11 protein-coding genes are annotated in these 14,332 nt (G+C 62.0%); all 11 read left to right on the forward strand.

Annotated features, from left to right (window positions below; all coding sequences use genetic code 11):
* Positions 1-139 precede the first annotated feature (139 nt).
* The 11 genes from DW823_RS04955 to glmM all read left to right on the forward strand — a co-directional run bounded on the left by DW823_RS04955 (position 140) and on the right by glmM (position 14,225).
* Positions 140-1,024 (forward strand): hypothetical protein, encoded by an 885-nt coding sequence (locus DW823_RS04955; RefSeq protein WP_118080752.1) that lies wholly within the window; start codon positions 140-142, stop codon positions 1,022-1,024.
* Positions 1,025-1,035: 11 nt separating this feature from the next.
* Positions 1,036-1,872 carry a hypothetical protein gene (locus DW823_RS04960; protein WP_118080754.1) on the forward strand — a complete coding sequence of 279 codons (837 nt, stop codon included), beginning with the start codon at positions 1,036-1,038 and terminating at the stop codon, positions 1,870-1,872.
* Between the two features lie 13 nt (positions 1,873-1,885).
* A complete protein-coding gene (locus DW823_RS04965; protein ID WP_118080756.1) occupies positions 1,886-2,872 on the forward strand; it encodes a hypothetical protein in 987 nt (328 codons plus the stop codon).
* A 2-nt stretch (positions 2,873-2,874) separates the two neighbouring features.
* Positions 2,875-3,678: a hypothetical protein gene (locus DW823_RS04970; protein ID WP_118080758.1), complete on the forward strand. Its 804-nt coding sequence runs from the start codon at positions 2,875-2,877 to the stop codon at positions 3,676-3,678.
* Between the two features lie 60 nt (positions 3,679-3,738).
* The gene (locus tag DW823_RS04975) at positions 3,739-4,488 is read left to right on the forward strand and encodes a signal peptidase I (protein WP_118080760.1); all 750 of its coding nucleotides are present in this window, start codon (positions 3,739-3,741) and stop codon (positions 4,486-4,488) included.
* Positions 4,481-6,181 carry a hypothetical protein gene (locus DW823_RS04980; RefSeq protein ID WP_118080762.1) on the forward strand — a complete coding sequence of 567 codons (1,701 nt, stop codon included), beginning with the start codon at positions 4,481-4,483 and terminating at the stop codon, positions 6,179-6,181. The genes DW823_RS04975 and DW823_RS04980 overlap by 8 nt, the downstream gene beginning before the upstream one ends.
* Before the next feature lie 69 nt (positions 6,182-6,250).
* Positions 6,251-8,515, forward strand: a complete 2,265-nt coding sequence (locus DW823_RS04985; RefSeq protein WP_118080764.1) for a DUF2357 domain-containing protein — start codon at positions 6,251-6,253, stop codon at positions 8,513-8,515.
* The gene (locus tag DW823_RS04990) at positions 8,515-9,240 is read left to right on the forward strand and encodes a signal peptidase I (RefSeq protein ID WP_118080766.1); all 726 of its coding nucleotides are present in this window, start codon (positions 8,515-8,517) and stop codon (positions 9,238-9,240) included. Before DW823_RS04985 ends, DW823_RS04990 begins: the two co-directional genes overlap by 1 nt.
* 130 nt (positions 9,241-9,370) lie before the next feature.
* Entirely contained in the window at positions 9,371-10,393 is a 1,023-nt protein-coding gene (locus DW823_RS04995; RefSeq protein WP_233542993.1) for a DMT family transporter, read from the forward strand.
* A 139-nt stretch (positions 10,394-10,532) separates the two neighbouring features.
* The gene (locus tag DW823_RS05000; RefSeq protein ID WP_118080768.1) at positions 10,533-12,890 is read left to right on the forward strand and encodes a DUF4012 domain-containing protein; all 2,358 of its coding nucleotides are present in this window, start codon (positions 10,533-10,535) and stop codon (positions 12,888-12,890) included.
* Between the two features lie 3 nt (positions 12,891-12,893).
* A complete protein-coding gene (gene glmM / locus DW823_RS05005) occupies positions 12,894-14,225 on the forward strand; it encodes a phosphoglucosamine mutase (RefSeq protein ID WP_118080770.1) in 1,332 nt (443 codons plus the stop codon).
* Positions 14,226-14,332: the final 107 nt, after the last annotated feature.

Raw genomic sequence — 14,332 nt, forward strand, 5'->3', positions numbered from 1 at the left:
CTATCCGCTCCGATGTAGCGCGAACAGCACGCGGAAAGTCGCGTTTGTACCCCCGACGAACTGCACATTCGCGTAAAATAACTCCATTATGGGCAAATGGTGTCCAGGCAGTTTACAACACGGCATCTGGGGGAGGGGCATGTCGGACGCGCGTTCGCTGCAAAAACAGTTCAATCGCATGCTCGCCACGTTGCTGGTGGCCCTTGCTGTTGCCGGAGCCGTAACGTATGCCTGGTACATCTACAACGCCAACCGCCATATCACCGACGTCAAGATGGCCGCGGGCACGGGCGTGACCTTCCTCATCTCCAACGAGTACGACGGCGAATACAAAACCAACGCCGGTTTGAGCTTTGCGGGCCTGCTCGATCCCGTCTCGACCGACAACGTGCTCAACGGCTTTCAAAAGGTAACGGGCTTCACTGGCGGAACCACGCAAGACTCGCTGTTTGCCAGCATGTTTGGCGCGGCCGAGCATTCCGACTACTACAAGACCTCCCTGTACCTGGCCACCAACTCGGCCGCAACCGACGTGTACCTGTCGGGCATCGACTTTACCGAGCAAGATCCGGCAAACCCCATCTCCACTGCCCTGCGCGTGGGGCTGGTCGCCTATGCTCCAGGGCAGGGCGACACCGTTACGGGCCAGTACGTCTTTGAGGCCTCGGGCGAGCACAATCCCCAGGCACACTACAACACGCTCGATGGCAAGGACGCTGGCAAAAACGAGCAGAACCACCTGGTGCTCGACAGCAGCCGCTCCGACGGCGCCACGGTCCATTTTGACCAGCTGACCAGCGCAAACTTCTGCGACTACAACGAAGACACCGGCGTCGTGAGCCTCAAGGAGGCCACGACCAAGATCTGCAGCCTGCCCGCTGCCGCCAAGGGCGCCAACCGTAGCACGCCCGTGCGTGTGGATGTGTACGTGTGGCTGGAAGGCTGCGACCCCGACTGCACCAACAACCTGGCCGCCGCCAGCCTGCAATCGCTGGCGCTGCGCTTTGCCGGCAAGCGTTCGTAAGGGGGCCGGGGATGAGCGCATCGAACATCAAAGACATCCTAAGCTCGCGCCGTCGCATGGTTGCCGCGGCCGCGTGGATGTTGGTGCTGGTAGTCGCCCTGAGCGCCGCTACCTACGCCTGGTTTAGCAGCTCGCGCTACACCAACGTGACGCCCGTGGCGCACACGGTAAGCGACGAGAGCTCCGACCTGCAGATTGGCCTTTCGGCCAACGGACCCTGGGACACGACGGCCACACTTGCCGCCGCCGACAAGACGCTCTATCCCATCTCGACGGCAGATCTTTCCCGCTTTTGGCGCGGCACGTTCCAAAACGCCGCGGGTATTACGACTGACTACGCCGACTGCACCGCGCAGCTGGATGGCTATGCCCTTTCGGGCACGCTGTACCTTAAGGGCGGCGACAGCGCCCTCAACGTGTACCTGTATCCGGGCCAGATGAGCGTGACGAGCGACCCACAGCTGCTGGCCGCGTTGCGCCTGGGCCTGGTAATTACGACCCAGTCGGGTACGCAAACGCATATCTTTACCTGCGACGACCTGGGCAGCACCGCGGGCGCCACCAGCAGGCGCACCACCGCGCAAGACGGCGTGGTCGTGGCGGCGGGCGCCTCGGGCTGGACCTACGCCGCCGACCCTGCGCGCGCCATAAACGCCTACAGCATGGACGGCACCGGCGACACGCCCACGGCGCGCGCGGGCGCTACGCCCATCTGCACGCTGCCCGCCAACGAGGTGGCAAGCGTTCGCTACGTTGTGTACATGGAAGGCTGCGACGCCAATTGCATCGACGAGGCCCAGGCCCGCGATGTGGTGCTGCAGCTTGCCTTTGCCGCGGCCAAGGCATAAGGGGGCGAGCGACATGAAAGATCAGAAGCACATGCCCGCAGATAGCTGCGAAGCCAAAACCCAGAGCACGGGCCCCGCAGCCCCCTCCAGCGCGTCCGCCGAGCGCTCACACCTCGAGGACGCCGCCGCCAGCCGCCATGCCCGCCGCGCGCGTGCCTACATCGCGCTCGTTATGGTGGCGCTCGCCGCCACTTTGGGTGCCGCAACCTACGCCTGGTTTACCAACAACATGAAGGTCAACACCAACTCGGTGAGCGTGCACAGCGACACGTCCAAGTTGGCGCTGGAGCTGGGCGACGCCGACCGCGGCAGCTGGTCGCAGCAAGGCGATGCATCTCTGGCCTCCACCGCGAGCGGCGCCGTGACGCTCTACCCGGTCTCGACCTTTGACCTCAACGGCTTTGCTGCCTGCGCGCAAAACAACTCTGTCGGCGATGCCACAGTGTTTGAGCAGGCAAAAGACAACGGTTCCGCGTTCTATCACGGCTGGATCGACCTGCGCCCCACCATTACCGGAACGGGCGCCAGCAAAGTAAAGGGTAAGGTCAACCTGTATCTGGCCGAATCGCTGGTCCCGCAGGGTGCCGACGCCGAGTTGCTGCGCGCAGCCCGCGTGGGCATAAAGATCTCGAGCGGCAGCCAGGTGCTCGCCACCAGCATCTTTGAGCTCGACAGTTCCGATAGCGGCCATCGCGACGAGCACCCCGCGACCGCGCCTACGGGCCTGGCGGGCTACACCGAGGGCATGCTCCTGGGTTGGCAAAACGGCCAGCTTGCTTGCGGTGCCAACGTAACGCAGGACCCGGCCGCCTTTACGCTGGACACGAGCGAGACGGCCACGCGCCCGCAAAACACGCTTGCCACGCTGGGGCTTGGCCAGACCTATCGTCTGGATATCTATTACTACATCGAGGGCACCGACCCCGATAGCGCCGACTATCTCTATCAAGATCCGGGCACCTTGCACCTGGCGCTTTTTGCGACCCTGGATGGTGAGTAGCAATGACGCGTAAGCAACCCGCCGCCAACTGCGCGCCCGCCACCGGCAAGTCCAACGCTGCCGCCCCCGCCGACACCGATCTGCGCCGCAAGCTCACCACCACCGTGGTGCTGGTCCTGTTTGCCCTGGTGGCGATAGCCATGGCAACGTTTGCCTGGTTCTCCATCGCCGATAGCGCCAAAACCCGCATGCTCATGATCGACGCCAACGCCGACGGTTCGCTGCGCTTTGACCTGGACGAGCATGCCACCTTCGACGAATACGTCCGCAGTCTGAGCTTCGACCAGATCTCGGTGCGCATCGCCAGCGAAAAGGGCGTGGACATCGACGCATCCAAGCTCAAACCCGTCACCACGAGCGACTACCAGACCTTCACCTTCGAAGACGGTTCCACCGCCGATCCCGCCACTGGCGCCTACCTGGAGTTTACGCTGCACTTTATGAGCAGCACGGATCTGCGCGTTCGCCTGACCGGGCAGGACGGCGACGGCGGCATATCCGGCACGCGGTTTAGCTCCGACACGCAAGGTATGGCCAGCGCCATGCGCATGAGTTTTACCGCCGACGGCCAAACCTGGGTCTACAGCCCCAACGGGGGCGGAGGCTCGTCCGGTTCGGCCACCGTCTTTGGGCTCGACTCGGGCGAAGCGAGCGCGGCCAGCGATATGTTCGACCTGATAAAAGATACGGATAAGCCGGTAACCGTTCGCATATGGCTCGAGGGAACGGACCCAAATTGCACTAATATGCTAAAGGGAGCTAACTATTCGGTTTCGATGCGCTTTGAGGGCATCGAGGAACAGTAGATACGCACGGCGGCCACCGGGCCGCGCACGACCTAGTCAGACACGGTAGTAAGGGACATCATGCAATCTGTTAAAAAAGTCGCATCCATCGCACTGAGCGTCGTCATGTGGATCATCATCCTGGTGGCGGCCCTGTATGCGTTTACCACGCTCGCTACGCGCGAGGACGGCGGTGTCTCCGACATCGCCGGCTTTACCCCGCTCGCCGTGCAGTCCGACTCCATGGCGCCCACGTTTAACAAGGGCGACCTCATCGTCATCCAAAAGTGCGACACCTCCAAGCTCGAGGTGGGCGACATCGTGACGTTCCACACCATCATCGACAACGAGTACGCGCTCAACACGCACCGCATCGCCGCGATCGACGAGGTCAACGGCATGCGCAGCTTTACTACCAAGGGCGACAACAACGACGTGGCCGATACGCACATCATCAGCGACGGCGACATCGTGGGCAAGTACGTGTTCGCGCTGCCGCAGATGGGCAAGGTCATGGACTTTCTGTCCAGCTCCATGGGCTTCCTCATTGTGATTGTTCTGCCCATGCTGCTGTTCTTTATCTACCAGGTGTATCACCTTATCGTGGTGGGCATGAACCTTAAGCGCGCCATGGCCGAGGAGGACCGCCTGGCCGCCGCGGCTGCCATCGTGGACGCCGAGGGCAAGGGTGACACCGCCGCCGTCACCGCCGATAACGCCGCCGAGCAGCTCGCCCAGGCCGAGGCCAAGCTCGAGGAAGCCCGTCGTTTAAAGGCCGAGGCCGAGGCGGCGATGAGCGCGACCAAGCAGGAGGGTACCGACGGTGAGTGAGTTTCTGGGATTTGCCTGGGAGCTGCTGGCAAAGGTCGTCTATAACGTCGTTGCCGTCGTGAGCTCTATCCTCAACCTGCTGGTGTTTGGCTGGGTTGAGTACTTCAACATCTTTATGACCTACTTCACCACGTTTGACCTGGTGGGCAAGATCGGCGCGGTCATTCTGTTTGCCATGCTCATCGCGGTCCCCGTGCTGATCGTGGCCATCCTGGTCCACCGCTACCGCATCAACCGCCGCCTGCATCGCGACGACACGTCCAACAAGGCGCTCTATCGCGAGATCGGCCGCCTGAACAAGCAGGTGCTCGATCTTATGGACGAGAAGAACAAGCTGCTGGCGCTCAAGGTCAATGCCATGGGCGGTACCAAGCAGATTCCGTACGTGGGCGCCTCGGCTCTTGCCGACGATCACCTGCCGACGGTGGGCAACGTGGTGGGCGCCGCTGCGGGCGCCGGTGCGCCTGCGGGCGAGGGCGCCGCGGCGACGGCCGTCATGTCGGGCAACGCGTCGCTCGCGCTTGATGGCGCGGGCGTCAAGGACGCCGCGGCTGCCATGGCCAAGGCCACCGTCGAGGCCAAGACCCTTGCCGAGGAAAAAGAGATCGCCCAGGCCAACCGCTTTCCCAAGCTGTCCCTCGTGGACCTTAAGTACCGCGACTGGGAGTCGCCGGCCTACGACGATGCCATCTCGCTCGAGGACTTTGTCGACAGCTTCCGCGCGTTCGCCTGCAGCCAGATGAAGCTCTACTACACGCCCGAAATCATCCGCCGCTTTGTGGCCGGCATGGCCGCCTCCAAGCTGCTGATCCTGGAGGGCATCTCGGGTACCGGTAAGACCTCGCTGCCCTACAGCTTTAGCCGCTACCTGGATAACCCCGCGACCATCGTGTCGGTGCAGCCGAGTTTTCGCGATCGCACCGAGGTGCTGGGCTACTTCAACGAGTTTTCCAAGCGCTTTAACGAGACCGAGTTCCTGCGCGCCGTGTACGAGGCAGGCCTTCGCCAGGACCCGTCCATGATCGTGCTCGACGAGATGAACCTCGCCCGCGTGGAGTACTACTTTGCCGAGATCCTGTCGGTGCTCGAGATGCCCAGCCACGACGAGTGGGTGCTCGACTTGGTGCCCACCCAGTGGGCCGCCGACCCCAAGGCCCTGCACGACGGCAAGCTCACCATTCCCGACAGCTTGTGGTTTATCGGCACCGCCAACAACGACGACTCCACCTTTACCATCACGGACAAGGTGTACGACCGTGCGATCCCCATCGAGCTCAACGAGCGCGCCGACGCGTTTGAATGCGAGCCGCACGAGCGCGTGCACGTGACGGCCGACCACCTGCAGTATCTGTTCCAAAAGGCCAAGGTCGAGTACGTAATCGACGACGAGCTGCTCCAGAAGATGCACAAGCTGGACCAGTACCTGCAGACCCGCTTTAAGCTGGCCTTTGGCAACCGTATCATCAAGCAGATGTACGACTTTATCCCCGTGTACGTGGCGTGCGGCGGCACCGAGCTGGGCGGCATGGACTACATCATCGCCCGCAAGGTGCTCAAGAAGTTTGAGTCCATGAACGTGAGCTTTGTGCGCGACGAGATGAAGGGCCTGATCGAGTACATCGAGAAGACCTTTGGCGAGGGCGGCCTGCCCGATTCCGTCATGTACCTGCAGCGGATCCAGAACTTCTACTAATGGCGTAAGTGCGGGGCGGCGTGATGTCGCCCCGTCCCTTTCCGATCGATCCAACCTATGGAGTAACCCATGTCCGAGACCATTCAGGACCTCTATACCAGCTTCTCCGAGCAGATGGAGCCCATCCAGGAGGACAGCCGCTACTTTCGCTATCTGTTTGAGATGGCGCAGGCCTCGGGCACCACGATCGAGCAGCAGCGCGAGGAGCTCGTCAAGGTGGTGGACGAGGAATGGATCAGCATGATCGAGGACTCGCTCGACGCCATCAATACCATTATCGAAAAGCCGCGCCGCTTCATCACCACCGAGGAAGAGGTGGTGCCGGTCTCGCTTGCCAAAAAGATCAGCGCCGACAGCGTCCGTCACCTGAGCCAGAACACACAGTTCTTGGCGCCGAGCGACGATGGCGGCGTCCATCCCACGCGCATCCTCAACGTCAATACCGTCGAGACCTACGACCTGTACGAGAACCGCTTTATCTACCACCTGATTCAGCGCCTGCTGACGTTTGTGGACAAGCGCACCGACGTGATCTTTTGGTCTACGGGCAACGAGATCCGCAACCGCTTTAAGATGCACAGCAAGATCGACGATGCGTACGAAGAGATCGAGTACAACGTCGAGATGACGGTCAAAAACCGCCAGAGCTTTGCCGAGAACGACGCCGACAACATGGACGTCTTTATGCGCATCGACCGCGTGCGCCGCCTGGTCATGGCGCTGCGCGGTGCGTCGTTCTGCCAGATCATGAACGGGTGCAGCGCGGTCCGCAGCCCCATTCAGCGCACCAACCTCATCATGAAGGACCCCAACTACCGCAAGTGCTACCAGCTGTGGCAGTTTATGGAGCGCTACGACAAGGTGGGCTACAACATCGACGTGCAGCAGCAGGCGCTGGCGTTCGATGACGAGTACATGGTGCAGATGTACACCAACCTCATCAACAACTACACCGTCTTTAAGAGCCTGACCGACGACGAGCGCAACCTGCAGGAGCTTGAGAGCGTGCAACACGCGCCGGTGGCACCCAAGTTTATTAAGGAGATTAAGGAGGTGCAGGTCGATAGCCCCGACCTGCCCGATGTTGAGATCCGTCGCGTGTTTGTGGAGGAGGTCACGCAGGCTCAGCTCGATGCCGAGCAGGCGCTGGCCGAGGCGCGCGAGCAGATCGAGGAGCTGCAGGGGCAGGTCAAGTCCTGGAAGGTTCAGGCCCACGCGCTGACCGACGAGCGCGATGACTTGGCCGACGAGCTGGACGAGGCCAAGACGCGCGAGCTGGCGCTGACGCAACGCGCGCAGATGGCCGAGGCTGATGTTGAGGAGCTGCAAGGTTCGCTGGAGGATGTCGAGGCGGGCAAGAAGGCTGCCGAGGCCGACGCTGTCGAGGCGCGTGAGACCGCGGCGGCGCAGCTTGAGCAGATGCGCGCCGAGGCCGATGCCGAGGTGGCTGCCGCCCGGGCAGACGCGGACGCCAAGGTTGCTGCCGCCGAGCAGGCGGCTTCCGAGCAGATCGCGCAGGTCAAGAGCGATGCCGCCGCGGCCTTGGCTGCCAAGACGGCGGCCGATGCCGCCGAGCTGCAGGCAGCCAAGGATGCCGCCGCGGCTGAGCTTGCCGGCGTGCGCGAGGCGTGCGCTAAGGAGGTTGCCGAGCTGCATGCCAAACTGGACGCCGCTCAGCTGCAGATTGAGGAAATGCAGCTAGCGGCTGAGCGCGATGCCCGCGCCGCGCAGGAGGCGGCAGACGCCGCCGCGGCAGCAGCGGAGCAGGCGCTTGCCGACACCGTCACCGCGGCCGAGGAGAAGGTTTCCGCCGCTCAGCAGGCGGCCGATGCCGCGATCGATGCCGCCCGTGCTGCCGCCGATTCTGCCGTCGAGCAGGCTGCGGTGGATGCCGACGAGAAGGTCGCCGCTGCCGCTGCCGAGCGCGATGCCGCCGCGCGTGCCGCCGAGGAGGCTCGTGCCGACGCCGACGCGCGTGTCGCCGCAGCCGAGCTCGAGGCAGGGGAGCGTATTGAGCAAGAACTCGCCGCCGCCAAGGCCGCGCACGAGCGCGAACTCGAGGCCGCCCGCGCGGAGATGCAGCAACGCTTGGACTCGTTGGCGCATGAGCTGGAGCAGGCCGAGCGCAATCGCGCTCGTGCCGAGCGCCGTGCCGAGGGCAACAGCCTGTCGCGCTATCTGCTGGCCCGCCTGCGCGGCGAGGCCGGCGAGCCGGTCGCGGGTGCCGAGGGCGACGCGGGTGCCGCTGGCGAGCCTGAGCCCTCTGCAAAGGACACCGCCGACGCCACCGACACCACCGACGACAACGCTTCCGCAAAGGACGCCGACAAGTGATGAAGCACGTGCTCCGCGTGATCAACGTGCTGGCGACCGTGGTGATCCTGGTCGCCTTTGTGGTGCTGCTGCGCACGGTGTTCACGCCCGCCGGCGAAATTCCCACCATCATGGGCTACGGCTTTATGCGTACGCTGACCGGCTCGATGGAGCCGGCGATTCCCGTGCATTCGTTTATCGTCGTCGATACCGACAACAGCCAGGTCTACCAGGTGGGCGATATCATCACCTTCCATTCGTCCGATGACGCGCTGGAGGGTTCGCTCAACACGCACCGCATCGTATCCGTGGAGGCCGCGTCCGACGGCTCGCCGGTCTACCACACCAAGGGCGACGCCAATCCGGTCGAGGACGCCGCGCCCGTGCCCGCCGCCGATGTGGTGGGCCGCGTGGTCTTTGTCTCGGCAGGCCTGGGCGTGGTGGTGTCGCTGCTCACCAATCCGCTGCTGTTCTTCCCGCTTATCGTGGTGCCGCTGATCGTGCTGCTGGTGCTCGAGATTCGCCACATGGTTAAGGCCACGCAAGATGTGGCGCGTGCCGAGGACGAGGCCGCCCTGCGCGCGGCCGTGGAGCAGATTCGCGAAAAGCGCCGTCGCGAGCAGGAGGAGCAGGACGACACCGGTGACGAGGACGATGCCGACAATCGCGTTGAGCACGGCGCCGAGGCTGAGCCGAGTTCCGGTTCCGACTCCAGCGCTCCAGACGAACCCAGTCCCTTGGCATAGTGACCTTCCGTCATTCCTTTCGTCCCTGCAAATTGGACGCTCGTAGATGTTCCGAATCGTCTGCTTTTTCATACCAATATTCGTGCTACAGTTTGAGCGCTTTGTTGCCAATTGATTTCGGGGGAGTGGAATGGAGCAGGAGCGCTCAGCGCAGCGTGCACGCAAAAAGGCTTCGGTACCGATGACGGCGGCGTCCGATTTTGTCGTGCCCGAGGGAACTGACGAGCTCAGCCGCAGCACCCGCCGTGCATGGCGCGAGCGCCTCAACGATGCGTCGTCGCGCAAGATGATTACGGGCGTTCTGGCCACGCTGGCGGGCGGTTCGTTTTGGGGTTTTTCGGGCACCAGCGCGAGCTTCCTGTTCGATACTTATCACGTTGATACCCTGTGGCTTATGAGTGTGCGCCAGATTCTCGCCGGCCTGCTCTTTATGGCCGTGGTGGTCACGCGCGATCGCGAGCGTCTGGTTAGGCTCTGGACCACGCCCGCCGACCGTAGGCAACTGCTGCTTTTTACCGCTTTTGGCCTGCTGTTCAACCAGTTCTGCTATCTTTCGGCCGTGCGTCTGACCAATGCCGGAACCGCGACGGTGCTCCAGTGCCTGCAGCTGGTCATCATCATGGGTTACGCCTGCGTGGTCGATCGCCGCATGCCGCGCGCTCGCGAGACGATCGGCATTGGTCTGGCCCTCGGTGGCACCTTTTTAATCGCTACCGGCGGCGATCCGACCAGTTTGAGCATATCGCCGCTTGGTCTGGTCGCAGGCCTTATGTGTGCGGTTAGCGCAGCCTGTATGGCGGTGATTCCCGCCAAGATTCTGCCCGAATACGGCAGCCCCATCGTTACAGGCTCTGCCATGCTCACAGCGGGCGTGGTCTCGTGCGTCTTCGTGCAGCCGTGGGCTCATATGCCGGCGCTCGATGCTGCCGGTATCGAGGCGCTCGCGGTGTTTGTGGTCATTGGCTCGTTTTTTGCCTACATGCTGTATATGCAGGGCGTTAAGGACATCGGCTCGGTGCGTGCGAGCCTCATCGGAACCGTGGAGCCGGTCTCGGCGACCATCACCAGCGCCGTTATGCTGGGCACGGTATTTTTGCCGACCGACTTGATTGGCTTTGCCATGATTATCGTGATGATGTTCCTGACGGTATAGCTTACGCCGCTGCCTAGACGGACACGGTGTTGCACCACAATTCCGCGAATTGGTGCCTGCATCTGGAGTTTAACTGACGATGCCAAATATGTCATAAACTAATAGCGTTATTGACTTTTAGTATTGCGAGGACTCCTCTATGGCTGGTAACCACTTTAAGAACGGCGACGGCGAGCGCCCTGCAGTTCCGCCGTGTTCAAATGGGACTGGAAACGCTGACGTACCGAGTGGATCCAGCCAAAACGGTGCTGGCAACCGTACGTCTCCGGGCGAAACGGCGATGTTTGCCGCTCTGTACGAACAGTCTCAAAAGGCAAAACAGGCTGGTCGCGTAGGCAGGCAGGCATTTCCGGGCGGGGCGGGCTCTGCGGCTTCGTCGGCCGGGGTCCGTCCGGCGCCAACGGGCGGTGCAAATGTCGCCGGCTCCACTGGCCCCGCTAACAACGCTCATCGCGCCCACAACGCCGGCCCCGTCAACTCTGCCAATCCCGCCAATAGTGCTTCTTCTGCTGGAGACGCAGGGCTTACGGGTAACCTAGGCACTATCTATACGGGCGCTTCCGAAACCGGCACGTTTGCCCGTCTCAATGACGACGGTGCCGAGTTTAAGGGCTCGGGCTCTAAAGAAGATTATTACGATTTTGGCTTGAACTACGGCGGTGATTCCTCGACGAGCCCGACCTCGAACGGCCTGGTTCGCCATCGCCATCGCAAGGGCGAGCGCAAGAAGCGCCGCGTTGCAGCCGTTGTTGCTGTCATCGTCGCGGTGGTTCTTGTCGCTTTTGGCGTGAGTGGCTTCATGCTGTTTAACTCGGCAAAAACCGTGAAGAGCCAGGCAAAGGAAACTGTCGAGATCGTCGGCGGCCTTAAGGACAAGGTCACGTCGGGCGATTTTTCGACCCTGCCCGACGATGCGAAAAAGATCGACGAGCTCTGCAGCAGCATGAAGAAGGAGACCTCGAGCCCGGTGTGGACGATGGCCTCGTTCATTCCGGTGTACGGCGGCGACATTAATGCCGCCCGCACCATGGTCGACGCTCTGTCCGATGTTTCGAGCGGCGCGCTGGTCCCCATGGCCGATAATCTCGCTCAGGCAACGCCCGGCAAGCTGTTCCAGGACGGGACAATCAACGTGTCCGCGCTGCAGGCGGTCGCCGATTCGCTCTCCGATAGCTCGAAGGCGTTCAAGAGCGCCAACAAAAAGGTGCAGGGTATTGGCGATACGCATATCGCCCAGGTGACTGAGCTGGTCGATAAGGCAAAGGACGGCTTTGCCACCCTGGACGGTGTAGTCGACGCGGCAGAGAAGATTGCCCCCGTTCTGCCCCAGATGCTCGGCGCCAACGGCCAGACGCGCCATTATCTTGTGCTCGCGATGAGCAATGTCGAGATCCGCGCCTGCGGCGGTTTCCCGGGTTCGCGCGGCGTGATGTCAGTGACTGACGGTAAGCTCGAACTGGGCGATTTTGTCAAAGTCGACATGATGAAAGAGCCCTTGAGCCCGCTTCCCATCACCGATGAAGAGGCAAACTTGTTCACGACCGGATGGGGCCTGACCGGATTCAACACGCTCGGATACACGATGGGCGACGTTACGATGACGCCCGATTATCCGCGTGCGGCTCAGCTTGCCAGCGATATGCAAAAGGCCATTGTCGGAGATGACATCGACGGCGTATTTGCAGTCGATCCGGTATTTTTGCAGTATATGCTCGGCATTGTGGGCGGCACGCAGCTTCCCGACGGCACCGTCGTTGATGGAAGCAACGCTGCAAAGGTGCTGCTGCACGATATTTATTGGAATTACCCGGTAGAGGAACAGGACGCCATTTTTGCGGCGGTTGCCGGATCGGCTTTTAACAAGATCGTGGACGAACTGGGCTCCAGCGATATTACTAAGATCGCTGGAGCCATCGAAAAGGGTGCTTCCGAGGGTCGCATCCTCATGTATTCGAGAAACGATGACGAGGAAAAGGCCGCGAAGGCCCTTGGCATTTCCGGCGCTCTCCAAAACGATGCGTCTGAGGCTCCGATCTTGGGCGTCTTTGTGAACAACTACAGCTATTCAAAGATGGATTGGTTCCTTGATAAGCGAGTCACCATCGATTCTTCGGTTGAAAATGCCGATGGTTCGACGACGTATCGAGTGACCACCACGCTCAAGAACACGATGACCCCCCAGGAGAAGGCCGAGATGCCTGGTTATTTCCAGGGCCATAACGGCATTAGCCAGGATATTGATGACGAGGTGCTGAGGCTCTATCTCTACGCTCCCGCGGGAGGCAGCATTTCGGGCATTAAGACTTCGGGCTCCGGTTCTATCGAGATGAACGAAGCGACGCACGATGGCCTGAAGGTTGCATGGGGCGGCGTCCACATGCTTCTTGGACAAGACATAAAGGTCGAGTACACGGTCACGACTTCGAAGGACTCTGGGCACAAAGCGCTTAAGGTTCGCACCACGCCAACCGCTCAAACGTTTGAACAGGATAAGTAAGATATGAAGTACTTTGGCACCGATGGCTTTCGCGGTGAGGCCAACGTTGGGCTGACGGTAGAGCACGCTTATAAGATCGGCCGCTTTGTGGGCTGGTATTACGGCGCCAACCGCGGGACCAAGGCGCGCGTGATCGTGGGCAAGGATACGCGTCGCTCGAGTTATATGTTCGAGGCGGCGCTGGTGAGTGGCTTGGTCGCGAGCGGTGCGGACGCCTACATGCTGCATGTGATCCCGACGCCGGGCGTGGCGCATCAGACCGTGGAGGGCTGCTTCGATTGCGGCATCATGATCAGCGCAAGCCACAACCCGTTTTGCGATAACGGCATTAAGCTCGTCAACAGCGACGGCTATAAGATGGACGAGGACGTGCTGGAGCTCATCGAGGATTACATCGATGGCAAGAGCGAAGTGCCGCTGGCCACGGGCAACCACATCGGTGCCACGGTGGACTACATGCAGGGTCGCAACCGCTATATTGCCTCGCTCATTGCAAGTGCGAACTTTTCGCTGCAGGGCGTCAAGATCGGTCTCGACTGTGCCAACGGCTCGGCATCCTCGGTGGCCAAGCCGGTGTTCGACGCGCTGGGTGCCGACGTACGCGTGATTAACGCCGCGCCCGATGGCTTTAACATCAACGTCGACTGCGGCTCCACGCATATGGAGCGCCTGCAGCGCCACGTGGTGGAGCAGGGCCTGGACGTGGGCTTTGCCTATGACGGCGATGCCGACCGCTGCCTGGCCGTGGACGAGCGCGGTCGCGTGGTCGACGGCGACCAGATCCTGTACGTGTGCGGCGTGTACCTGAACAAGCACGGGCGCCTCTCGGGCGGTACCGTGGTGCCGACGATCGCCAGCAACTTTGGCCTGGTCAAGTCGCTGGAGCTTGCCGGTCTAAGTGCCGTGACCAGCGGCGTGGGCGACCGTCATGTGTATGCCAAGATGCGCGAGGGCGGCTACAGCCTGGGCGGCGAGCAGACGGGCCACACGATCTTTGGTGATATCGAGCGCACGGGCGACGGCATTATGACCTCGCTGCGCGTGATGGAAGTGATTCGCGCCGAGCGCGAGACGCTCTCGCAACTCACGGCTCCGTGCAAGCTGCTGCCGCAGGCGCAGGTTGCCGTGCGCGTGGCGGATAAAGACGCCGCGCTGGGCAACATGGGCGTGCAAGCCGCCATCGCCGAGGCCGAGGCGTCGCTGGCGGGCGAGGGCCGCGTGCTGGTGCGCAAGAGTGGAACCGAGTCGGTGATTCGCGTTTTGGCCGAAGCCCCCGACCAAGCCGCCGCCGACGCCGCCATGAAGCGCATCGCCGCGGCGCTGGAAGCTCTTTAGTTACGCGGTTTTACCAAACCGCGTAACGGCTCGACGCTGCAAACGTCCCCAATGACTAGGTGAAAAAGGGGGCGCCGCGGGATAGATCCCGCGGCGCCCCCTTTGCG

It is taken from the genome of Collinsella sp. AM34-10, from assembly GCF_003469185.1.
In the GTDB taxonomy this organism is placed as follows: Bacteria; Actinomycetota; Coriobacteriia; order Coriobacteriales; family Coriobacteriaceae; genus Collinsella.

Bases quoted from the DNA above. Each gene is read 5' to 3' on its own strand.
- DW823_RS04995 (WP_233542993.1), top strand. From the start codon at position 9,371: ATGGAGCAGGAGCGCTCAGCGCAGCGTGCACGCAAAAAGGCTTCGGTA.
- glmM (WP_118080770.1), top strand. From the start codon at position 12,894: ATGAAGTACTTTGGCACCGATGGCTTTCGCGGTGAGGCCAACGTTGGG.
- DW823_RS04975 (WP_118080760.1), top strand. From the start codon at position 3,739: ATGCAATCTGTTAAAAAAGTCGCATCCATCGCACTGAGCGTCGTCATG.
- DW823_RS04965 (WP_118080756.1), top strand. From the start codon at position 1,886: ATGAAAGATCAGAAGCACATGCCCGCAGATAGCTGCGAAGCCAAAACC.
- DW823_RS04970 (WP_118080758.1), top strand. From the start codon at position 2,875: ATGACGCGTAAGCAACCCGCCGCCAACTGCGCGCCCGCCACCGGCAAG.
- DW823_RS04990 (WP_118080766.1), top strand. From the start codon at position 8,515: ATGAAGCACGTGCTCCGCGTGATCAACGTGCTGGCGACCGTGGTGATC.
- DW823_RS04960 (WP_118080754.1), top strand. From the start codon at position 1,036: ATGAGCGCATCGAACATCAAAGACATCCTAAGCTCGCGCCGTCGCATG.
- DW823_RS05000 (WP_118080768.1), top strand. From the start codon at position 10,533: ATGGCTGGTAACCACTTTAAGAACGGCGACGGCGAGCGCCCTGCAGTT.
- DW823_RS04955 (WP_118080752.1), top strand. From the start codon at position 140: ATGTCGGACGCGCGTTCGCTGCAAAAACAGTTCAATCGCATGCTCGCC.
- DW823_RS04985 (WP_118080764.1), top strand. From the start codon at position 6,251: ATGTCCGAGACCATTCAGGACCTCTATACCAGCTTCTCCGAGCAGATG.